The sequence below is a fragment of the Williamsia sp. M5A3_1d genome (assembly GCF_053345315.1).
In genome coordinates, this window is sequence record NZ_JBKEZX010000001.1 from 896,318 (window position 1) to 918,542 (window position 22,225).

A 22,225-nucleotide genomic window follows, 5' to 3' on the forward strand; every position below is an offset into this window, starting at 1 on the left:
TTGTAGTGTCCCCGCCATGAGGATGACTGTCTTCGGGTGCGGCTATCTCGGTGCCACCCATGCTGCCTGTATGGCCGAGTTGGGCCACGACGTGCTCGGTGTCGATGTCGACGCCGAGAAGGTGGCGATGCTCGCCCGGGGTGAGGTGCCGTTCTACGAGCCGGGGTTGCCCGAGGTGTTGGCCCGGAGCCTGGAATCGGGTCGGTTGCATTTCACGACCGACTTCGATGAGGCGGCGGCGTTCGCCGATGTGCATTTCCTGGGGGTCGGGACGCCGCAGAAGCGTGGTGAGTACGCCGCCGATCTGAAGTATGTGTTCTCGGTCGTGGACGAACTCGCGGCGCGTCTGACGGGGTCGCATCTGTTGATCGGGAAGTCGACGGTGCCGGTGGGTACGTCGGTGGAGATCAAGAAGCGGATCGCGGCGTCGGGTACCGACGCCGACATCTCCGTCGCGTGGAACCCGGAGTTCCTCCGGGAGGGTTTCGCGGTCGCCGACACCCTGCGGCCTGATCGGATCGTGTTGGGTCTCGATCCCGACGGTGATCCCGACGCGGTGGTGGCGAAGGTGGAGGAGGTCTACGCGACGATCCTCGCGGCGGAAACCCCCTTCCTGCGTACTGATCTCGCGACTGCGGAGTTGGTGAAGGTGTCGGCGAATGCGTTTTTGGCCACGAAGATCTCGTTCATCAACGCGATGAGCGAGGTGTGTGAGGCGGCCGGTGCCGATGTGTCGACGTTGGCGGATGCGATCGGGTACGACCAGCGGATCGGTCGCCGATTCCTCAATGCGGGACTGGGTTTCGGTGGTGGTTGTCTGCCGAAGGACATCCGGGCGTTCATGGCGCGTGCCGGTGAACTCGGTGCGTCGCAGGCGTTGACGTTCCTGCGTGAGGTCGATTCGATCAACATGCGTCGTCGGACGGCGATGGTGGAGTTGGCGACGGTGGCGTGTGGCGGGAGTCTGTTGGGGTCGAACATCGCGGTGTTGGGTGCGGCGTTCAAACCCGAGAGTGATGATGTGCGGGATTCGCCGGCGTTGAACGTGGCGGGTCAGCTACAGCTCAAGGGTGCGGCGGTGAGCGTGTACGACCCGAAGGCGATGGCGAACTCGCGCAAGCTGTTCCCGACCCTGGATTACACCGATTCCGCGCGGGATGCGTGTCATCTGGCCGACGCGGTGTTGGTGCTGACCGAGTGGGCCGAGTTCCTGGAACTCAAGCCGGCCGATCTGGAACCGGTGGTGCGCAAGAAGGTCATCATCGACGGCCGGCGCTGCCTCGATCCGGCGGTGTGGATGAACGCGGGCTGGGAATACCACGGACTCGGCGGCACACCGCGCGTCGTGGCGCCGCCCGCGCATACCCGCTGACGACGGATCAACTACCGAGGTAGTCCTTCAGCTCTTCCTGCAGAGTGCGGTCGAGTGCGCGGTTGAGCGCGTTGTGCGCGGTCTTCGTGGCCACCGCGCGCATCTCGGTGACGAGCACCGCGGCCCACTCCGATTCCTCGTCGCCGCGGGGGATCCACCCGTCGCCGCGTCGGGCCACGAACTCGTCGCGTGCGGCCGAGATCAGCGTCTGCGCAGCGCCGTCGAGGTTCTCGTCGAGTTTGCCGAACACCTTCACCAGCGAGTGCAGGACCAGACCCAACTCGATCAACCGGCCCATGCCGTAGACGGTGTCGCGGTCGAGCAGCACGTAGTCCTCGCCGTCGCGCTCGAGCAGTCCGAGGTCGATCATCGCCGCGTAATCGGCCGCGTCGGACGACCCCAGGATCGATTCCAACGCCTCGGCCGAGATGCGTTCGGTCTTCGTCTTCGCCCATGGTTCGGCGAGGATCTCCTCGATGCCGAGCACCTCCGCCAGACCGTCGCCGCGCTGCATCCCGCGGATGAAATCGGCGATGTGGCGTGCGGTGAAGCCACGCTTGAGGAGGTTGTTGATGAGGGTCAGTCGGGCGAGGTGGTTGTCGGTGTAGATCGCGATCCGACCACGCTTCGCGGGCCGGGGCAGCAGCCCCCGGTCCTGATACCCACGAACGTTGCGCGTGGTCGTCCCGGCGGCACGCGCCAGGTCGTCGATCCGATACTCAGTCATCAGCGCTGAAGCATACCGCCAGGTAGACCGCTGCCATCGACGTTTGTCACATGACTAAACGTTACATTGACAAGTGTAACCATCTGTGGTGGTCTCGTCGTCGTGAGAAGCTCCCTCCGATCACGTGCTCTGGTCACCTCCACCTCCCTGTGGTTGCCCCCGTTGGCCGACCGTGTCCCCGCCACCTCGCAGGGCGTGCGGTTCACCCGACGACTGGTCGCGACCACCATGCGCCTCGGCGGTCGGGTGCCCGCGGGCACCCAGGTCGACCGGGTGCGTACCGCCACCGCCGACGGCGCCCCGATCCGCGGCGAGTGGGTACGCCACCGCGGTGTCCGGGACACCCGCCGGGTCATCCTCTACGTTCACGGCTCGGCGTTCGCCATCTGCTCGGCCGCCACCCACCGGGCGTTGGTGGCCCGCCTGTCGAAGGCGTCGGGCCTCGCCGCGTTCAGCGTCGACTATCGACTCGCACCCGAGCATCTCTTCCCGGCTGCGGCCGACGACGTCGCCGCGGCCTACCGGTGGTTGCTCGCCACCGGACACGAACCCGGCGACATCGTGCTCGCGGGCGATTCCGCAGGCGGCCACCTCATCCTCGATCTGCTCGCCTGCAACGCGCGCGACGGCGCGCCCCAGCCCGGCGCGGTGGTGATGATGTCGCCGCTGTTCGACCTGACCCTGGCGCTGGCCGCCGAGCGCGAACGTGTCCGCCGTGACCCCATGATCTCCGCGCGAGCCGCGGCACGCCTGGTCGGCCACTACACGCGGGGCGCCGACCATGACGGACCGCGACTGCGACTCGACCTCGCGAAGGGCTCGGTGCTGCCGCCGATGCTGGTGCAGGCCGGTGGCGCGGAGATGTTGAGCGCCGATGCGCGCCGGGTCGCCGAGGTCGTCACCGCGGCCGGCGGGCGATGCGAACTGCAGATCTGGCCGGGACAGATGCACGTCTTCCAGGCCTTCGACCGCCTCATCCCCGAGGCCGACCGCGCGGTCGCCGCGGCCGCGGTCTTCCTCGCCGGCGCGTTGCGCCGCGACCACGCCACGACACCTGACCACACCACCAAGCGACGGAGTGCATGAATGGGACGCACCATCCCCCGGACCCGACAGGCCAAAGCGGTCGTCACCGGCGCGGGCAGCGGCATCGGCCGCGCCTTCGCCCTCGAGCTGGCCCGCCGCGGCGGTGAGGTCGTCTGCTCCGACATCGACCACGACCGCATCGCCGAGACCGTCGAGATGATCGAACGTGCCGGATCCGGGACGGCGCATGCCGTGTTCTGCGACGTCTCCCGCACCGACGACATCGACGCCCTCGCCGAGCGCGCCGAGGAACTACTCGGCGGACCGACCTCGCTGATGATCAACAATGCCGGCGTCGGGATCGGCGGCCGACCGGTGGGCGAGATCGGTCTCGAGGACTGGCAGTGGGCGCTCGGGATCAACCTCTGGGGCATGGTCTACGGCTCGGAGAAGTTCGTCCCGCAGCTGCGGCGCGCGGGTCGTGGCGGCCTGATCAACGTCGCCTCGACCGCCGCGTTCTCCGCCGCTCCCGGCATGGCCGCCTACAACGTCGGCAAGGCGGGTGTGCTGGCGCTGTCGGAGACCATCGCCGCCGAACTCGGTGGCACCGGGCTCGCGGTCACGGTGCTGTGCCCGACGTTCGTCAAGACCAACGTCGCCGTCGACGGCCGCATCACCGCGGAGGCGGGTCGCCTCGCCGGGACCCTCATGCGCTGGACCGGGTTGTCGCCCGAACGTGTCGCGCGCGGCACCCTCGACGCCCACGACCGCGGACAGCTCTACGTCGTCCCGCAGCTCGACGCGAAGGCCATCTGGGCCGCCAAACGCCATCTGCCCCGCACCTACACCGCCGGTGCGGGTCTGCTGAACCGGCTCCTGCCCGCCGTCGCCCCCACCACGGGGACGTCGCCTGGCACCGCTGCCCACACGACATCCACCACCACCGCACCAGGAGTGTGAACCGCATGGCCGACGACTCGACCACCAGTCCCCGCGATCTCGCCGACGCGCCCGTCTACGAGACCGTCATCATCGGAGCCGGTTTCGCCGGCATCGGCGCCGCCATCCGGCTGCAGCAGGCCGGCGTCGAGGAGTTCGTCCTCATCGAGCGCGACACCCGCCCCGGTGGCACCTGGCGCGACAACACCTACCCGGGCGCGGCGTGCGACATCCCGTCGCGGCTCTACTCGTTCTCGTTCGCACCGAATCCCGAGTGGTCACACACCTATTCGGGCAGCGAGGAGATCCTGCGCTACATCGACCGCATGGTCGCCGATCATGATCTCGACCGCCGCATCCGCTATCGGTCGACGGTGACCGGCGTCGTGTTCGACGAGCCCAACGGCGTGTGGGAGGTGGCGATCGAGGGCGCCGAACCGGTCTTCGCGCGCACGGTCGTCGTCGCGTCGGGCCCGCTGTCGACACCGGGTTACCCCGACATCCGGGGTATCGAGGAGTTCACCGGCAAGCGGATGCACAGCGCCGACTGGGACCACGACTACGACTTCACCGGCAAGAAGGTCGGTGTGATCGGCACCGGTGCCAGTGCTGTGCAGATCATCCCGGAACTGGTCGAGCGGGCCGCGCAGGTGTCGGTGTTCCAGCGGACCCCCGGATGGGTTCTCCCGCGCCTCAATCCGGCGGTCAGCTCCCGAACCCGCAAGGCGTACAGGCGGGTACCGCTCCTGCAGTCGGCCGCGCGCACCGCCTGGTACTGGGGCCACGAATCGGTCGCCCTGGGTGTCGTCTGGAACTCGCCCCTGACGAGGGTCGTCGAGGCGGTCTCGAAGGTGAACATGCGTGCGCAGGTGAGCGATCCGTGGATGCGGCGCCAGCTCACCCCCGACTTCCGTGCCGGGTGCAAGCGGCTGTTGATGACCAGCAAGTACTACCCGGCACTGCAGAAGGACAACTGTCGCCTCATCACCTGGCCCATCGCGCGCATCAGCGAACGCGGTGTTCGCACGGTGGAGGGTGTCGAGCACCAATTCGACTGCCTGGTGTTCGCGACCGGCTTCGAGGTGTCCAAGCAGGGATCGCCGATCCCCATCACAGGTCGCGAGGGACGGGTGCTCGGCGACGAGTTCGCGCGCGGCGCCTACGCCTACCGCAGCTTCGCCGTGTCGGGGTATCCGAACCTCTACTTCACCTTCGGCCCCAATTCGGGCCCCGGGCACAGCTCGGCACTGGTCTACATGGAGGCGCAGATCGATGCGATCGTGATGGCGGTCACCACCGTGCTGCGGCGGCGGCTCGCGGTGCTCGACGTGCGACGCGACGCCCAGGATCAGCACAACGCCGACATCCAGCGTCGACTGACGAAGACCACGTGGAACTCGGGGTGCAGCAGTTGGTATCTCACCGCTGACGGCTTCAACGCGACCATGTACCCGGGTTTCGCCACACAGTACGTCGCTCAGATGCGCAGGGTCGATCTGACCAGGGACTTCACCGCGGTGGCCCTCGACGATCGCGCATCGCACGCCCGGGTGTCCCGCGTCTGAGTGATAATCTCGAGCCCGACCGACGCCGTGGGGATGGTGGCGGTCGTGTCTCGGGGGGGAAATGTCCACTGCGCAACGCGCACCGCACTCGGGTGCGGTCATGCTCGACGAATCGTTGCTCCATGAGGTGACGCGGACGCTCGCGGCGTCCGGGGTCGAGAACTGTGCGGCGTTCGTGTTGGTCGAGCTCAACGAAGGCGGCCTTCGGACCGCCGTCGTCGACGCCTCGACCGGGGTGAGTCTGGTCGAACGCGGTGACGGGAAACTGTGCCCGCGGATGCTCGATCTGTCGATGGCCGATCACCTCGTGCGGTCGGGTCGCGTCGAGCGCCCCGCCTCGTTCGACTGGGCGACCGAGTTGATCGATCTGATGCCCGACATCCGCGCGCGGCTCATCGTCACCGACGGCGCGTTCGCGATGGGTTCGCACCATGTCTCGATGTTCCGGGTGTCGCGACGCGACTACTACGCAGGACTCCAACCGCACCTGCTCGCGGCCCAGAGTCTCTGGCAGGCAGTGGCTCTCGACTCCACCCCGCCGGTCGGCGCTTTGGTCTTCATGCCCGAGCACGAGCAGTGGCCGGGACTGTTCCCGACGCTGTCGCACCTCGCCCCGATCCCCGCCGTCGCCTTGCGCGACCCCGGCCCCGACACCGCCGTCCCGGCCGTCGGCGCCCGGCGCCACGAGTACGACGAACCCGCCGACGCCGCGCTCCTGCCCCCGACGGCGGGCCCGCCGTCGACGGCGACCGTGCCCGTACCCGCCGCGCCCCCGGTCGACTCGACCGCGCTCGTACCGGGGGCCCAGCCGTCGTCGCAGCCCGTGCCGCCGTCGATCGAGGTCCTGCCCGCGCCGTCCGGCCATCGCGGTCACGCGGCCGAACAGGGCCAGGACCGCCTGGTGGCCGACGTCGGACTGCCGACCGGGACATATCTCCCGGATCCTTCCCCGTTTGCGCCGGCCGGCGCGACGGGGGAGCAGGATGTGTACCGGCCGGCCGATCTCACCGAACGGACACCCCCCACCGTGCATGATCAGCGAGGCGTGATGCATTCTCCCGGCCCCCGGCACTACACCCCACCCGCGCATCCGACGCGTGCGTCGAGCGGCAGCACCGGCGGCGATCACCGTCGTGTTCTCGTCGGCGTCGCCACGGTCATCGGGGCGGGGGTCATCGGCGGACTCGTCGTCGGCCTGTCGTGGCTCGGCGGCGACGGCGACACCTCGAGTGCGGAGTCGACCGCCGCGCAGGGCATGGTCGCGCAGACCTCCGCGGTACCCGGGAGCCCGGCGCCCAAGTCGCGCCCACCGCTCGACACCCGCTCCGCGCAGGCCCCGCTGCTGCGCTACACCCCGCCGCCTCCGCCGCCCACCTTCGCGCAACAGCAGACCGCGCGGCCCGGGACCCCGCAGCGGCGCACGGCCCCGCCGCCGCGTCGACGCAGTATCCCCAACCCGATCCCGGGCCTGCCGCCCATCCTGCTGCCCTGATCTCGGGCGTGCGAGCACATCGCCCGCGACGCCGACCCGGCTCGGCTACAGCTCGAGCGTGAGATCGGTCCCGTCGCTGCGGGAGACGCAACTCAGCATCCAGCCCGCCGCCCGCTCGGGCTCGGTGAGGAGGGTGTCGCGGTGGTCGACCACGCCCTCGGTGACGCGCACGCGGCAGGTCCCGCAGAACCCCTGCTGGCACGAGTAGGGGACCGCGGGCCGGATCCGTCGTAGCGCGGCGAGGGTCGACTCGGTGGCCGAGACCCCGACGCGGTCCCCGGTCGAGGACAACGTCACGTCGAACGCGTTCCCATCGAGAACCGGAGGGGGACTGAAGCGTTCGAAGTGCAGTTCGGTGTCGTCGAGATCGCGCATCGCGACGCGGATCGCCTCGAGCATCGGGACCGGTCCGCAGCAGTAGACCGCGGTCTTCGGTTCGATGGGCCCGAGGAGCTCGTCGGCGGTGGGTATCCCGCCGTCATCGTCGGTGCGGATGGTGACACGGTCGCCGTGGCTGCGCAGCTGTTCGATGAAGGGCAGCGATTCAGCGCTACGCCCGGTGTAGATCATCGACCAGTCGAGATCGAGCCGGTCGGCGGCGGCCACCATGGGCAGGATCGGCGTGATGCCGATGCCGCCGGCGATGAACCGCAACCGCTGCGCGGGCGATCCACGGCCGGGCAGGGCGAGCGGGAAGGCGTTGCGCGGACCCTTGATCGCCACGGTGTCACCGACCCGCAGGGTGTCGTGCACCTCGATCGACCCCCCGCCGCCGGTCGGGATGCGGCGGACCGCGATGCGGTAGTGGGTGCGGTCGGTGGGATCGCCGCACAGCGAGTACTCGCGCATCCGCCCCGACGGCAACAGCAGGTCGAGATGGGCGCCGGGATACCAGGGGGTGAGCTCCTCGCCGTCGAGTGGGGAGAACCGCAGCGACACCACGTTCTCGTCCTCGGCGACGACCGTCCGCTCGGTGATCCGCACCGTCGTGATGCCCGATTCGGGCGGCGGGATGTGCGGGTCGCGCATGAACCGCACGAAGAACGGGTATGCGCGGCTGATGATCTCGACCGCTTTCATCGCCGGATCGTGTCGGTATCGGCCGTACAGATGCGCCGGGGTCTGCTCGAGGTCACCGACCTCCATGCGACCGGCTCGTTCCGGGGTCACCGCCCCGCGCCGCGCGCCGCCGGCGAGGCGGCGAGATAGGCGACGGCCTGTGCGGTGGAACCGATCTGGTCGGGATAGAACGTCGGCTTGAAGTAGCTGAACGTCGCGAACACGATCGACCGGAGTGTCGGCAGCACGCCGGCGCGGGCGCCACGGGCGTACTCGGTCCACATCCGTCGGTACGAATACTTCTGGTACGGGTCGCTCTTGGCGATGAAACGGCTGCCGCGGTGGATCAGCAGCAGCAGACCCGACAGCGCCATGAACATCGCACGCCCCCGACGCAGGTAGCCGTCACCGAAGTAGGCGGCCACGTCGTGGGCCACACAGCGGTGCTCGACCTCCTCGGCGCCGTGCCAGGTGAACAGGTCGGTCATCGCCGGATCGGAACCGTGTGCGCGCCAGGTGTTGTTGAGCGCGAAGTCACCGAGGATCGCGGTGTAGTGCTCGATCGCCGCGATCAACCACAGCCGCTCCACGAGATCCTTGCGCTGCGCCTCGGGGGTCCACGAGGTCTTGGGGGAGAGCACCTTGCGGAACAGCCACTGCATCTGACGCTGGAACGGACGCGGATCGAGTCCGTGGCGGTCGAGGAAGTCCCAGAGCACCTTGTCGTGTGCCTCGGCGTGCATCGCCTCCTGACCGATGAACCCGCGCATGGTGGCGGCGAGTTCCTCGTCGGCGACGAGCGGCAGCGCCTCGTTGTAGGTGGCGACGAACCACCGCTCCCCCTCGGGCAGCAGCAGGTTGAGCATGCTGATCACATTCGACGCCATGGGGTGTCCGGGAATCCAGTGCAGCGGCGTCTTCTCGAAGTCGAACGCCACGTTGCGGGCGTGCAGGGTGACGGGGCCTGGGTCGGTGTGGGGATCATGGGCGGCGGCCCGATCGTGGGTGGGCCGCATGGACAGATCGGTCATGACGAACTCCTCTAGAACAGCGATGTGCGCGCCATGCGGCGCGAGAGTGCGGGTAGGAATCGGTACACGCGGTAGCCCACCGAGGCCTCGATGGTCACCGGCACGACGGCACGGTTGCGGGTGATGGCGTCGAGGATCTCGACCGCGACGCGATCGGGGGTGAAGCCGCGGCGCCGGTACATGCCGTTCATCCGGTCGCGGAGACGTTCCTGGTTGTCACCGGAGGCGCCGGCGAACTCGGTCGCGGAGATGATGTTGGTGTCGACGATGCCGGGGCAGATCGCCGAGACACCGATGTGGTGTTCGGCGAGCTCGGCGCGCAGCGACTCGCTGAGCAGCAGCACACCCGCCTTGGTCGCGGCGTAGGCGCCGAGGCCCCGCTGGGGGGTGAACGCCGCCGCCGAGGCGAGGTTCACGATCTGGCCGCCGAGTCCGCGCGCCACCATCAGCCTGCCGAACTCGCGGCTGCCGGTGGCCACACTCACGAGGTTGATGTCGACGAGCCGTCGGATCTGGGCGTCGGTGGCGTCGAGGAGCGCTCCGGCGAGCCCGATTCCGGCGTTGTTGACGACGATGTCGGGGACGCCGTGGACCTCGGCGACGGTGGCGGCGAACCGGGCGAAGGCGTCGCTGTCGGCGACGTCGAGAGCGTAGGCGTGCGCCGTGCCACCGGAGCCGGTGATCTCGTCGGCGGTCTTCTGCGCGGCGCCGTGATCGATGTCGGCGATGACCACGTCACCACCCTCGGCGGCGAGTAGCAGCGCGGTCTCGCGGCCGATCCCGCTGCCGCCGCCGGTGATCACCGACAACGTCCCCTCGACGGCGCCGCGGGTGTCGCCGGTGACGCGCGCCCGGGCGACGGTCGCGCTGGGCTGACCGGTGATGACGGAGTCGATGAAGTCGATCGCGCTCTCCGCCAACAGCTCCGGGCGCGAGTAGGGCAGCCAGTGCCCGGTCGGCAGGTCTCGGCGCCACAGCTTGTCGGTGTAGCGCGGGGTGTTGTCGAAGATGGCGCTGCGCAGGGCGATGTCGCGTGTGTTGACGATCTCCAGGGTCGGCACCGTCGTCGACCGGGCGTCCGGGGAGAACAGGTGCGCGCGGATGTTGGCGCGGTAGTACCGCAGGCCCGAGATCATGTCGTGGTGCAGGGTGGGGCCCACGGTGACGTCGCCGGGTGCGGTGCCCTCCACGCGGTGCAGGAACTGCCGCCACACCGGCGCCCACCCCAGCGCGCCGAAGAAGAGCTTCGGCACCACCGGGAGCTGGAACATGACGGTGTAGGCCGACGACGCGACCTGCGACAGCGCCTGTCGCACCGCGGTGGGGGTGGGGCGTGCGAGCTTCTCGCGCGCCCAGGTGCCGAGATGGTCGAGGTTGGGTCCCGAGACCGACACGAACGAGGCGATCCGGTCGCCCGCCCCCGCGGTCGTCACCGCCTCCCACGTCTGCACCGAACCCCAGTCGTGGGCGACGACGTGGGCGGGCTCGTCGGAGACGGCGTCGATGACGGCGAACAGGTCGGCGGCGAGTTCGGCCAGGCGATAGGGCGCATCACCCGAGGGTGCGTCGCTCTCCCCGTACCCGCGGGTGTCGTAGGCGACCACATGGTGGCGGCGCGCCAGGATCGGCGCGACGTGGGTCCACAGGTGGTGGGTGTCGGGCCACCCGTGGACCAGCACGACGGTCGGCGCATCGACGTCGCCGGCCTCGAAGACGGCGAGCTGCACACCGTCGCGGGTGACGGTGCGACGCCGCCACAGATCACGTTCGGAGGACTCCACGAAACTGCACGTTACACCCAGTTACAGGTACCTGGGGTACGAATCGTGCCCGGAACCCCGCTATCGCGTCGCTCCGCATCGGGCCAGGAAGGCGCGCAGATCGTTGTACGCGGGCTTCGGGGTGCCGTTGGAGTAGCGGAGGCCGAAGTTCTGCTCGCGGTCGAAGGCGTTGTTCCCCGCATCGCGCAGGGAGTAGACGAACACGTTGCCGACGTAGCCGAACTGCCTGGCCCGGGCGACGCCGTGCACGATCGTCGCCGACTGCGCCGCGGGGCTCACGGCGTTGGTCCCCGCCCCGGTCGGCGCGCCGAACTCGGTGATCCAGATCGACTTGCGTGCGTCGCCGGCACCGGCCATCGTCGCGTGGATCGCGGGGATGGAGTTGAAGTAGTTGTACGGGTTCCCGGTGTCGGAAGGGTCGACGGGATAGCTGTAGGGGTGCACCGACACCACGTTCAGGAACGGTGCTGCGCCCGCGCCGTACATGGCCCGCACGAAATCCACCGGGTTCATGTTGCCGCCGCCGTTGCTCGCGCCGGTGACGCCGCCGCCGACGATCACCGCGCCGCCGTTCACGCGCCGGATGGCGGTGCTCGCCGCGGCCAGCAACCGCACATACCGTCCCGGATCGACGCGAGGCAGGAAGAAGGCCTGCAGGTTCGGCTCGTTCCAGATCTCGTACGCCGACAACGCGTTTCCGTAGTGCGAGGCGACGCGGCCGGCGAACGCGCCGAAGTCCGCCGGGTTGGCCGGTGCGACCTTGTCGGAGTCGACGGGCGACGCCGAGCGCGCCCATCTCGGCGTGTAGGCCACGATGCCGAGGACCTTGAGGCCCTGTGCGCGTGCGGCATTGACCAGTCGGTCGGTGGTCCCCCAGGTGAACACGCCGCGGTTGGCCTCGATCGAGCTCCACGCGATGTCGATACGAGTCCAGCTCGCCCCGACGGCACGCATCTGCGCGAAGGTCTGGTTCAGCTCGGCGTCGGAATAGCCGTAGATCGACGCGCCGGGTGACACCCCGACAGGGGGCACGCATCCGGCGGCGGTCGCGGCGGGGGCGGCGGCGGTGGTGGCGATTCCGACGATCGTCGCCGCGGTCAGCGCCAGTCGCGTCCACCGTGATCGAAATGTGAGCTGCATCATGTCCTCGTGTCGGTCGTGTGTGATCGCGGTGTTCAGAAGTGGTTTGCCGCTCGCGTGGTCGGCGGTCGGCGCAGATGCACGACTGGAGTGAACACCTCATTCGCCAGCGTGCAGTAGCATGTGGTCCGGCATGACCGATCGCCCTCGGGGAGGGGGCACGGGAGCAACCGCTGGGGAGGCGTGTTGCAGGGGGAGTTGATGTTCGGATGAAGCAAAACACACGCACGCCGTCGACGGGCAACGAGCCCACCGTAGATCTGCTCGGGCACGCGCGCGGACTGCTGAAGGTCGCACCCATCGCGATCGTGATCGCGATCGTGGTGGCGCTGGGCGTCTTCGGCTATCAATCGTTCGCCGCCCAGCGGTATCAGGCGTCGGTGGTCGCGCAGATCGTCACACCGGGTTCCGCGGCGAGCGGCCAGTCCGGGCCGACCTCGACCGACGCCGCGACCGCGGCCGGTCCGTTCGTCGCGCTGGCCTCCGACCAGCAGGTTCTGGCGCAGATCGCGAGGACCGCCCGTCTCGACCTGGATGCGTCGCAGCTGTCGAAGGACATCGTGGTGGCCGCCTCTACGGTGCCCGGCATCGTCGACGTCACCACCGAGGCCGACTCTGCGCAGGACGCATCGACCCTGGCCAAGGCCGTGGTGTCGACCCTCGACTCGACGTATGTGCTGCGCCAGCAGTCGGCGGCATCGCCTCCGGCCAGCAACGGCATGGGCACCGGATTGCAGTCGCTCACTTCACAACTGGAGTCCCTGACCGCCCAGCTCGACGGTGTCATCAACGCCGACGGTCCCGCCGCTGGGATCCTCGCCGCACTGCGTTCGCAGATCGACCAGCTCAAGACGCAGCAGCAGACCGCGGCGACCGCGGCGCAGCCGGTGGCCACGACCACGCAGCGATTGATCCTGCTCTCGCAGCCCGCGGGCGGTCGCAAGGACAGCAGCATCCCGCCGATCGCCATCGCCGCGGTGGCGGGCCTGCTGGCCCTGATCCTCGCGGCCGAGATCCTGGTGTTCGCGCGGTCGTACCTCGGGCGAACGGTGAACCCCGAGTGGGCGCGCCGCGTCGGTCGCCGTGCACATGCGGCCGTCGACATCCCGCGCCGCGGTGAGGAGATCTCGTCGTCGACCCTCGCTGCGGTGTCCGGCGCCTCGGGTCCGGTCCTCATCGTCGCGTCCGAGCAGGTCCGTGGCGTGGTGACCCGAATCCTCGCGCACGTGGTCGGACGCGTCGACGGACGTGACATCGACGACGACGACTGGACCCCCGACGAGCGGCATCACGCCCTCGCGGTGGTGGTGGTGCGTGACGGTCAGTCCGACCGTGCGCGGGTGGTGACCGCGCTGGAGAACCTCGCCGCATGGGACATCCCGACGATCGTGGTCGTCACCCCCGGCAAGCGTGGGACCTTCCGTCTGCCAGGCGGTCTCGCGGTCGCGTTCCGCAAGCCGGCCGACCCGTCGGGTCGCCCGGCGTCGGCCCCCGCGCCGGCTGCCGCGGACGGCGCGGCCCCCGGTCCGCAGGCCCCGGTCTCCGCGCCGGTCGCACCGATCTCTCCCGCCCCGCCGATCACCCCGAACGATCCCGCCGCGGGCTACCTGCCCTACCGGCCGCTGGTCGCCGAGGGTGCGAACGGCATGTCGACGGTCCCGAACCGCGTCGTCGCCGACGCCGGGGTGTATCCCGTTCCGACACAGCAGGTCCCTGTGCCGCAGCAGGACCCGAGCACGGAATCCGTGCAGGCGGTCGAGCCCGAGCAGGCCGAGGTGTCCGACACGACCGATGTGTCCGACACCGACGAGGCGGAGCCGGTGGAACCGGACACCGACGACGTCACGTCGGAGTCGGCCGAAGAGGTCTCGCAGGTCGCCGACACCGAGGCCGCCGAGGCCGACGAGGAAACCGCCGACGAATCAGCGCGTACCCCGCAGTCGACCCACAGCTGAGGTCGCGACACCGCCGCCGACTCAGCGGCAGTCGGTGGCGGCCCGGACCTCGGCGTAGGCCTTCTTCGGACCGAAGTCGTTGCGCAGCAACCCGAAGTTGTCCTCGGCGTCGGAGCGGTCGGTGCCGGCGTCGCGCAGGCTGTAGACGAAGAACGGACCGAAGTGCCCGCGGGATCGGGTCGACATGATCGCCGACCACAGCGAGTCGGCCTGGAGCTGCTCGGAAACCTTCTGCTTGTCGGTACCGCCCGTCGGCGCCCCGTACTCGGTGACCCACAGCTTCTTCGCGCCGTCGCCGTTGCGTCGCATGGTCGCGTAGAGCGCGGGCAACTGCGCGAAGGCGTTGAACGCCTTCGACGTCGAGTCCAGCGGTAGATACGGATAGCTGTACGGATGGATGCCCACCGCGTCCCACGCCGAGGAATCGGCGACGCGGTAGAGCGTGCTCAGGAACCTGGTGGGAGAGATGTTGCCGCCCGCATCGACCGCGGGTGAGAGCCCGGCGGTGACGATGGTGACCCCCGGCGCGGCGTTGGCGCGGATGGCGACCGACGCCGCCGACAGCATCCGGGCGTAGCGCGCGACATCGGGTGCGGGAGCGGCGAAATTGACGATGTTCGGCTCGTTCCACACCTCCCAGGCGCTGATCTTCTCGGCGTATTGCCGCGCGGCGAGGCCGGCGAAGTCGCCGAACGCGGCGGTGTCGCTCGGCAGCGAGAACTCCTTGTCGAGCGCACCCGGGAGTCGTGCCCACGTCGGTGTCGTGTCGACGATGCCGAGGACGGTCAGACCGCGAGCCCGCGCGGCGTCGACCACACGGTCGGTCGCGGCCCAGTCGTATCGGCCACGTGTGGACTCCACCGAACTCCACGGGACGTCGAAACGAATCCACCGCATGCCCCCGGCGACGGTCATGTCGAGGGTCCGGTCGAGGTCGGCGTCCGACAGCGACGTGAGTCCGCTGCCCGTGGCGACACCGATCGGGGTCTGCGGCGTGGCCGGCACGCAGGTGTGGTCGATCGCGGTGTCGTGGATGTCGAGGAACCGGGCCAGCGGTGTCGGCATCACGATGACGGTGACCGCCGCGGCGACCGCGAGAACGGTGACGAACACCAGCGCAGCGACGACGACGGTCCTTCGTCGAGAGAAGGTACGTCGTCTGATCGAGAACCGTTCGAGGACCCGGGATGCGCGCCGTGTCACAGCGTTCGAGGCGATGGATCAGGCGGGCTCACGGTGTGGTGGGCCGTCACCACGCCGGGCGGCAGCGGGGCGCGGTAGATGTCGCCGGCACCGTCGTGGCGGTCGTCAGCGTCACCGTCGGCTCGGCGGGGCGCGACGACCGTCGAGGCGGCGGCGCCGAGCAGCAGCCAGAAATAGGCGTCGTCGGGGAAGATCTCGAAGTAGGTCGAGACCAGTGCGGCGGCGGCGACGGCGACGGCGGACGCCGAGATGCCCACGCACAGATTGCGATCGACCGGGTCGGTCGCGACGCGCGCCGCGCGGACGGTGTGCAACACCGCCACGACGAGCACGCCGACGAACACCCACAGGGCCAAGGGCCCCAACTCGATCGCCACCTTGATGTAGTAGTTGTCGGGTTGGTACGGGACCGACGACGACCGGGTCGCCTTCGCCACCACCTCTGCCGCCGAACCCGTTGTCCCCAGGCCGATGCCGAAGGGATGACCGAGGATCGAGGTGATCGAGTCGCTCCACCCCGTGCCGCGCTCACCGAGGCTGTTCGAGGACAGGAACGTCGAGAGCACCGGGCCGGAGAAGACCGCGGTGATGGCGGCGGCGATCACCGCGCCGACACCGAGGCCGATCAACAACTTCCGGTAGCGGTGCAGCCCGATCCACACCAGGCCGATCAGCAATCCGAGGAACGCCGCTCGCACCACCGCGGTCGACATCGCGACGAGGTAGATCGGGGTGAGCACGAGGAACACCAGGTTGCGGGGACGCCGCGGTTGCGCGACGGCGACCGATCCGCACACCAGGAGCACGAGCATCATGAAGAGCGCGAACGGGAACGGCTGACCGAAGGTGCTGAACGATCGCAGCAACCCTCCGGCGAAACGGATGTCGGTGTTGTAGGCGAACCCCTGGGCGGCAAGGGCTTCGGCACCGATGAACTGCTGATAGATGCCGTACAGGCCGGTGCCGAGACCGAGCAGCATCATGATCGAGATCAGGTGGTCGCGATCGCCGGCGTCGAGTGGGCGCAACCAGATGATGATCGGGAACACCAGGCCGTAGAAGAACGTGATCTTGATCGGCGACAGCGCGACGTCCACCGGCAGGGTCACCAGCGCGCTGATGATCCCGATCGCGGCGAACAGGGCGAACAGATACGCCCACGGTTGGGTGAAGCGCGGCACGGCCGACCACCGGGTGCGGATCACCGCACACACCGCGGTGAAGCCCAGGAGGCCTTCCTTCCAGCCGTTGGGGAAGCCGGCGCCGAGGGCGAAGATCAGGATGTAGTGCAGCGGCGAGATCGCAGCGAACAACAGGACCCCACGCTGCGGCCGGATCAGGATCCACGCCGCGACGGCGAGTCCCACGATCCCGGCGACGCCGTATGTCGCGACGCTCACCGCGCACCGCCTGTCGGGACCGCGTCGGCGGTGTCGGCCGGGGTACGCGAGGGTGTCGGACCGACGAGCAGATCGAGCAGCGCCGGGACGGTCTCGCGGCGGTCGTGGTGTTCGGCGACATGGGCGTACGCGCGCGCGACCATGTCCGCGGTGCCGCGCGGGTCGGCGGCGATCGACGAGATCGCGTCGGCCAGGGCGACCGGATCGCCCGGGGGCACCAGCACTCCGCGGCCGTCGGCGAGGAGGGTGCGCGGGTTGCCGTGATCGGTGGCGACGACGGGCACGCCGACGGCCATCGCCTCCATCGCCGTGAGCGGGCCGGCCTCGGGCGCGATGCTCGCCGAGACGTGCACCGTCCACCGTGCGAGGGCGTCGGCGGCGCGCACCCGCCCCGGGAACGTCACGCGCCCGGCCAGATCGGGCTGTCCGGCACGCTCGTAGAGCTGCGCGGCGTACCCGACATCGCCGGGAAAGGCCTCACCCGCGACGACCGCGGTCGCGTCGTCGAGTCGGGCGATCGCCTCGAGGAACACGTCCACCCCCTTCCACGGGGTGAGCACCGACAGCGTGCCCGCCCGCAGGAGACCGGCCGGCCGTGTCCCGGTGGCGGGTGCGGTGTCGGGGACGTCGACGCCGAGACGACCGACCTCGACACGGTCGACGAGGCCTTCGAGCGCCGATGCGGTGGCCGGCGACACCGCGACCACCCGGCCGAGCACCGGACGGCCCGCGGCGATGAACGCTCGTGTCTTGCGGCTCACGACGTGGTCGTGGACCAGCCATGCGACCGACCGCGCACCGGCGAGACGCAGGGCGGGCAGGGTGTGGGCCGAGTTCGCGACGATCGGGGTGCCGCGGTGGGCGCGCAACGTGCGTGCGGCGACGACCATCGACCGCGCCATCCCCCAGGCGGCCCCGGCGCGGGTGCGACGACCGTGGTCGCGACCGAGGTGCGGGATGTCGACGTGGACGACCCACGGCGGGAACGATTCCGACAGCGGCCCCACCGGGCACGCCACCGACACCGACATCCCGCGGCGATGGCACTCGGCGGCGAGGTCGAGCATCACCGATTCGGCGCCCGAACGCTGCGGTGAGTGCGTCACGAACAGCACGCGCTGGGTCATGACCGCTCCCGACCGTCGAGGGCGACCGTGTGCAGGCACTCGGTGAGCACCGCCTCCCGGACCACCGGATGGAACCCGGGATGGTCGCCACCGGGGGCGACGTGGACCGACGGGCCCCGGCCGCTGCGGCCGACGCTGCTCAGTGCCTGGAGGCCGCGTTGGCTCAGGAAGTGCTCGTAGTCGCGGGTACCGAACACGAGATGCGTCTCGATCCCGGCCTTGGCCAGTGGACGGAGCAGGAGTCGTGGGCTCTGCATGACCCCGAGGCGGGCGACCGCGTCGAACAGCGGGTAGGGGGCGAAGCGCGCCACGAGCGGCTTGAGCCGACCGCGCAACGACGACGCCGCGTCGTCGGTCGCGCCGGTGACCTCGGGGGCCAGCGGGGCGTCGGCGCCCAGCACCGGTGCGTCGCGTCGCCAGGTGAGCTGGTTGACCAGCACGACCCGGTCGAGCTGTACGGGAGCGTCGTCGGTGCGCCGGGCGGCGAGGTCGTCGGCGACGTCGAGTGCGACCCGCGACGCCGCCCACGACCCGGAGCAGATCCCCACGTGGGTGAGCGGTCCCGGCGTGAGCGACCGCGCGAGGTCGCGGACCTCGCGGGCGTCGGTGATCGCCATCGGTGAGTGCAGCGGTGCGAAGTCGTCGGCCCGGTTGACGCGTCCGCTCTCGCCGACACCACGTCGGTCGTAGCGCACCGTGATCGCGCCGAGTCGTGCCGCCTCGACGGCGAGGTCGCGCCACAGTCGGGCGGGACCGGTGCGGACGTCGGCGGCCGTCGAGTGCACGACGAGGCCACTGTGGGCGACGCCCCGGGCCGGGCGGGTGATCCACACCAGCGGCCGGTCGGGCGCGGTGACGATCTCGGTGATGACCGAGGAGTCCGACGCGGAACCGGTCGGGTCGCCGTCGACGACGGCCCAGGACCGCGTCGGGTGATGTACGACAAGGGGTTCGGTGGGCAGCAGTTGATCGATCCAGGCGCCGATCGCGAGCACAGATTCGTGCGGCAGCTCCACCAGAAAGCTCGGTGGGGTCACGAAGGCGGTCGGGTCGACCGTCCGCACCACCTCCACGCGCCCGGCGGGACGTTCGTCGTGGAGCAGCGCGCGGGCGGGGGCCGACGCGAGATCGGCGTCGGACGTCGCGAGCAGGACAGGGCACTCGGGCAGCGACTCGAGGGTGATCGACATGGCCGACAACGCCTGCGCGGTCTGCCGGTGCCATCCGGCGCCGACGATGTCGACGACGTCGTCGGTGTGGCCGCGTAGCGACTCCCCGGCGGAATCGGCGGCGACGGCCATCCGGAACAGCTGGGTCTGGCCGCGGACGAAGGTCCGTCCCCGCAGCGCCGGATCCCACAGCACGAGGCCGGCGAGACCGTCGATGCGTTCGGCGGCGGCGGTGGCGAGCAGACCGCCGGCCCGCAGGCCGACGAGGACGACCTCGGTGACACCTGTGCTGCGCACATGGTCGACGGCGTGGACGATCCCGGCGAGCCAGTTCTCGATCGCATCGGGCGAGTCCTGTTCACCCCACGACTCGCCGGTGTGCAGATGGTCCATGCGCAGCACCACCATCCCCGACAGGGCGAGGTCCTCGGCGAGCATCCGGACCCCACGGGTGGTGTCGATCTGCTCCTTGCCCAGCGGCGGGCACATCACCACGCCCGCGCGGGCCACCCCGGACACCGGTCGGTGCACGGTGCCGAACAGCGGGGTCGCGGCCGGGCCGAAGAAGGTCGGCTCGACGACGGTCGCGGTGTCGACGATGTCGGGGCGCACGATCTGGGGGCCGGTGCCGTCGGGTCCCACGATGGCCGGGCCCGCGATGTCGGGGCCCGGAGTGTCGGGGCTGCCGTCGGGTTCGGGACCCGGGCCGGAACCGGGCCCATCCGGGTCGGTCGGGGCGGGACCGGAGAGCATGCGGCGCGGATCGAGGCTCTCGGTGATCCCGACGGCGCGTGCCGCGACCGGCAGGGCCAGTGCACCGACCGCGCCGAGCACGATGCCGAACACCGAGTCGGCGGGGGCGAGCAGGGTGACCGCGACGGTGAGCACCGCGATCAGACCGAGGAGCCCGGACATGGTGCGCCACGGGAAGAGTCCACCGATGGCCACCTCGCGCAGGACCGCGGCCCAGATCAGCACACACATGACGATCTCGGTGCCCACGGTCGCGACCGCCGACCCCTCGAACGACATCCGCGGGATGAGCACGATGTTCGCGATCACGTTGAGTGCCAACCCGAATCCGGCGATGATCGGGAACGTGCGCAGGCGTCCGGTGCTGACGAGGGTCATGACGCCCAGGAGGGTGAAGCTGCTGAGACCGGCGCCCAGCACGAGCAGGCGGGTGGCGTTGTCGGCGTCGGCGTAGTCGGTGCCGTAGAGCAGTCGGATCAGGGGTGCCGCGGCCGGCCAGATGCCGATGACGGCCATTCCGCCGAGCAGGGTGGTGAGGACGGCGGCGTCGCGCATGCGGCCGCGGAACTCGTCGAGGCGTTCGGGCCAGCTGGCGACCAGCACCGTCACCAGTGGGGTGGTCACCGCGATGCCGATCATCGAGACGAGGTCGGAGAACTTGTAGGCGATGGCGTAGTGCCCGACGGCGTCGAACGAGTCGAGTTTCGACAGCAGCGGGATGTCGATCTTGGTCAGCAGCACGGTCAGCGCGAAGCCGATGCTGAGCGGGAACGCCTCGCGCAGCATCTCCGACCACCGCCAGACCTCGATGCGTTTCGCGGGGCGGAACCCGAGTCCACCGCGGTGCAGGACGACGCCCTTGGAGACGAGGGAGACCAGCTCGAACAGGACGGCCGGGATGACGACCACGAGCAGGACCGGCGCCACGACGACCGCGATGACGGTCGCCGCGAGCTGCACGATCTGGCTCAGTGATTCGATGACCGAGACGACGGTCAGTTTCAGACGGCTCTGGTAGAGCACGGTGAGCGAGTGGCTCGGCGTCGCGATGACCACGACGAGTCCCGCGATGGCGGTGGCGGTGACGACCACGCCGGGGTAGTTCGCGAGCACGACGAACCCGACCGCCGCGACGTACCCGATGAGACCCAGCCCGAGGCGCAGCGCGATGAACGAGCTCGCGACGAGACGTGTCTCGCTCTCGCTGTCGCCGACGAGGCGGCTGAGCACGACACGACCGACCCCGAGGTCGGTGATCACGCTGAGCACCCCGAGCAGGCCGAACACGAACGAGTACTGACCCCACTCCTCGCTGCCCAGCGATCGGGCGATGGCGATGCTGCCCGCCCAGCCGAGCGCGGCGACGAAGAAGCGGCCCAACAACATCGAGCCGATGTTGCGGGCGATGGAGCCCTTCGGGGTGGGGGTACCCGACCCCGGCCCCGCCGGATCCGCGGCGGTCGCCTGCGCCGGTCCGGTGGTCCCCGGGCGGGTGTCGACGGCCGAGGTCACCGGGTGCTCTCGTAGACCTCGAGTGTCGCGGCGGCGGTGGCCTCCCAGCTCAGCGCGCCGGCCGCGATCGGGCCCCGCTCACGCAGATGTGCGTTCATCTCCGGTGCCGCGGCCTCGCGCAGGGTGCGGGCCCACGCGAGGGGGCCGTGGCCGGCCACCAGCAGCGCACCGTCGTCGACGACGTCGGGGAGAGCGCCCACCGCGCTGGCGACCACCGCGCCGCCGCACGCCATCGCCTCGACCGGCGGGAGGCCGAAACCCTCGTAGCGCGAGCAGTACGCGGTGACGGTGGCCGCCGCGTACAGCGCGGGCAGATCGTCGGTCGCGACGTAGCCGAGGCCGTGGGCCGATGCCGGTGCGTCCGGCCCGGTGGAGCCCGCGCCGGCCAGCACCAGCGGGATGTCCGCCTCGGCACAGGCCTCGGCGAGCAGTGCGACGTCCTTGCGCGGTTCGACGGTCCCGACCTGCAGGACGAAGCGCTCGGGCAGGTCGAGGCGGGTGCGGACCTCGGCGACCGCCTCGGCGCTCGGCGGGGTCGCCCACGACGCGGGCGCCAGCGGGATGACATGTGCTCCGCGGCCGAAGATGTCGGCGATCCGCTCGGCGGTGAACGACGACACCGCGATCAGCACGTCGGCGCGGTTCAGCGCCCGCCACAGCAGTGCCCGCTCGCCGCGTGCCCGCAGCGCCGACGACGCCCACGGCGTGTCGAACACCGACAGGTCGTGCACCGTCGACACGGTGATCCCGTCGCGGAGCAGCGGCAGGTCGACGTCGAGGGAGTGGAAGACCCGCCCTGGCGTGTGCACCGGACGCAGGCCCGAGAACGCCCGCCGGACACCGGAACTGACCTTGCGGGTCAGCGGCTCGACCGTGACGGGCAGTTCACCGGTGGCGTCGGACTGGATCACCGCGGCCATCGACAACTCCGGCGCGAGGGTGGCCGCCGCCGCGACGAGCTCACGGGCGTAGGT

General features: G+C 70.1%; 16 protein-coding genes. 6 read left to right on the top strand and 10 right to left on the bottom strand.

Annotated features, from left to right (window positions below; translation table 11 throughout):
• The first annotated feature begins 16 nt into the window (after positions 1–16).
• On the top strand, positions 17–1,372 hold the full coding sequence (locus ACLBW1_RS04220; protein ID WP_447810265.1) for a UDP-glucose dehydrogenase family protein: 1,356 nt from the start codon (positions 17–19) through the stop codon (positions 1,370–1,372).
• Positions 1,373–1,379: 7 nt separating this feature from the next.
• Here the strand turns inward: ACLBW1_RS04220 and ACLBW1_RS04225 are convergent, their stop codons facing one another.
• Positions 1,380–2,099, bottom strand: a complete 720-nt coding sequence (locus tag ACLBW1_RS04225) for a MerR family transcriptional regulator (protein ID WP_447810266.1) — start codon at positions 2,097–2,099, stop codon at positions 1,380–1,382.
• Positions 2,100–2,201: 102 nt separating this feature from the next.
• Between ACLBW1_RS04225 and ACLBW1_RS04230 the strand changes: the two genes are divergently transcribed.
• From ACLBW1_RS04230 to ACLBW1_RS04245, 4 genes are all read left to right on the top strand, one after another.
• Complete coding sequence (locus ACLBW1_RS04230; RefSeq protein WP_447810268.1) at positions 2,202–3,185, top strand: alpha/beta hydrolase fold domain-containing protein; 984 nt, start codon at positions 2,202–2,204, stop codon at positions 3,183–3,185.
• Positions 3,186–4,085, top strand: a complete 900-nt coding sequence (locus ACLBW1_RS04235) for an SDR family NAD(P)-dependent oxidoreductase (RefSeq protein WP_447810269.1) — start codon at positions 3,186–3,188, stop codon at positions 4,083–4,085.
• Between the two features lie 5 nt (positions 4,086–4,090).
• On the top strand, positions 4,091–5,629 hold the full coding sequence (locus tag ACLBW1_RS04240) for a flavin-containing monooxygenase (protein ID WP_447810270.1): 1,539 nt from the start codon (positions 4,091–4,093) through the stop codon (positions 5,627–5,629).
• 100 nt (positions 5,630–5,729) lie between these two features.
• Entirely contained in the window at positions 5,730–7,121 is a 1,392-nt protein-coding gene (locus tag ACLBW1_RS04245; protein ID WP_447810271.1) for a hypothetical protein, read from the top strand.
• A gap of 45 nt (positions 7,122–7,166) precedes the next feature.
• Here ACLBW1_RS04245 and ACLBW1_RS04250 read toward each other — a convergent pair whose 3' ends face one another.
• Genes ACLBW1_RS04250 through ACLBW1_RS04265 form a run of 4 tightly spaced genes read right to left on the bottom strand, consistent with a single transcriptional unit; the run spans position 7,167 to position 12,132 of the window.
• Entirely contained in the window at positions 7,167–8,267 is a 1,101-nt protein-coding gene (locus ACLBW1_RS04250; protein ID WP_447810272.1) for a PDR/VanB family oxidoreductase, read from the bottom strand.
• A 20-nt stretch (positions 8,268–8,287) separates the two neighbouring features.
• Positions 8,288–9,211, bottom strand: a complete 924-nt coding sequence (locus tag ACLBW1_RS04255; protein ID WP_447810273.1) for a metal-dependent hydrolase — start codon at positions 9,209–9,211, stop codon at positions 8,288–8,290.
• 11 nt (positions 9,212–9,222) lie between these two features.
• Positions 9,223–10,992, bottom strand: a complete 1,770-nt coding sequence (locus ACLBW1_RS04260) for an SDR family oxidoreductase (RefSeq protein ID WP_447810274.1) — start codon at positions 10,990–10,992, stop codon at positions 9,223–9,225.
• A 60-nt stretch (positions 10,993–11,052) separates the two neighbouring features.
• Entirely contained in the window at positions 11,053–12,132 is a 1,080-nt protein-coding gene (locus ACLBW1_RS04265) for a cellulase family glycosylhydrolase (RefSeq protein ID WP_447810275.1), read from the bottom strand.
• 209 nt (positions 12,133–12,341) lie between these two features.
• On the opposite strand from ACLBW1_RS04265, the gene ACLBW1_RS04270 reads away from it, so the two are divergent.
• Positions 12,342–14,087: a hypothetical protein gene (locus tag ACLBW1_RS04270; protein WP_447810277.1), complete on the top strand. Its 1,746-nt coding sequence runs from the start codon at positions 12,342–12,344 to the stop codon at positions 14,085–14,087.
• 21 nt (positions 14,088–14,108) lie between these two features.
• On the opposite strand, the gene ACLBW1_RS04275 is transcribed toward ACLBW1_RS04270, so the two are convergent.
• The 5 genes from ACLBW1_RS04275 to ACLBW1_RS04295 form a co-directional block, all read right to left on the bottom strand.
• Positions 14,109–15,200 carry a beta-xylosidase gene (locus tag ACLBW1_RS04275; protein ID WP_447810278.1) on the bottom strand — a complete coding sequence of 364 codons (1,092 nt, stop codon included), beginning with the start codon at positions 15,198–15,200 and terminating at the stop codon, positions 14,109–14,111.
• Positions 15,201–15,286: 86 nt separating this feature from the next.
• Positions 15,287–16,690 (bottom strand): O-antigen ligase family protein, encoded by a 1,404-nt coding sequence (locus tag ACLBW1_RS04280; RefSeq protein WP_447810279.1) that lies wholly within the window; start codon positions 16,688–16,690, stop codon positions 15,287–15,289.
• Positions 16,687–17,817, bottom strand: coding sequence for a glycosyltransferase family 4 protein (locus ACLBW1_RS04285; RefSeq protein WP_447810280.1), 1,131 nt, complete (start codon positions 17,815–17,817; stop codon positions 16,687–16,689). The genes ACLBW1_RS04280 and ACLBW1_RS04285 overlap by 4 nt, the downstream gene beginning before the upstream one ends.
• On the bottom strand, positions 17,814–21,251 hold the full coding sequence (locus tag ACLBW1_RS04290; RefSeq protein WP_447810281.1) for an oligosaccharide flippase family protein: 3,438 nt from the start codon (positions 21,249–21,251) through the stop codon (positions 17,814–17,816). Before ACLBW1_RS04290 ends, ACLBW1_RS04285 begins: the two co-directional genes overlap by 4 nt.
• Entirely contained in the window at positions 21,248–22,171 is a 924-nt protein-coding gene (locus tag ACLBW1_RS04295; RefSeq protein ID WP_447811139.1) for a glycosyltransferase family 4 protein, read from the bottom strand. The genes ACLBW1_RS04290 and ACLBW1_RS04295 overlap by 4 nt, the downstream gene beginning before the upstream one ends.
• Between the last annotated feature and the right edge of the window lie 54 nt (positions 22,172–22,225).

Bases quoted from the DNA above. Each gene is read 5' to 3' on its own strand.
- ACLBW1_RS04220 (WP_447810265.1), top strand. From the start codon at position 17: ATGAGGATGACTGTCTTCGGGTGCGGCTATCTCGGTGCCACCCATGCT.
- ACLBW1_RS04225 (WP_447810266.1), bottom strand. From the start codon at position 2,099: ATGACTGAGTATCGGATCGACGACCTGGCGCGTGCCGCCGGGACGACC.
- ACLBW1_RS04235 (WP_447810269.1), top strand. From the start codon at position 3,186: ATGGGACGCACCATCCCCCGGACCCGACAGGCCAAAGCGGTCGTCACC.
- ACLBW1_RS04240 (WP_447810270.1), top strand. From the start codon at position 4,091: ATGGCCGACGACTCGACCACCAGTCCCCGCGATCTCGCCGACGCGCCC.
- ACLBW1_RS04245 (WP_447810271.1), top strand. From the start codon at position 5,730: ATGCTCGACGAATCGTTGCTCCATGAGGTGACGCGGACGCTCGCGGCG.
- ACLBW1_RS04250 (WP_447810272.1), bottom strand. From the start codon at position 8,267: ATGGAGGTCGGTGACCTCGAGCAGACCCCGGCGCATCTGTACGGCCGA.
- ACLBW1_RS04255 (WP_447810273.1), bottom strand. From the start codon at position 9,211: ATGACCGATCTGTCCATGCGGCCCACCCACGATCGGGCCGCCGCCCAT.
- ACLBW1_RS04265 (WP_447810275.1), bottom strand. From the start codon at position 12,132: ATGCAGCTCACATTTCGATCACGGTGGACGCGACTGGCGCTGACCGCG.
- ACLBW1_RS04270 (WP_447810277.1), top strand. From the start codon at position 12,342: ATGAAGCAAAACACACGCACGCCGTCGACGGGCAACGAGCCCACCGTA.
- ACLBW1_RS04285 (WP_447810280.1), bottom strand. From the start codon at position 17,817: ATGACCCAGCGCGTGCTGTTCGTGACGCACTCACCGCAGCGTTCGGGC.
- ACLBW1_RS04295 (WP_447811139.1), bottom strand. From the start codon at position 22,171: ATGGCCGCGGTGATCCAGTCCGACGCCACCGGTGAACTGCCCGTCACG.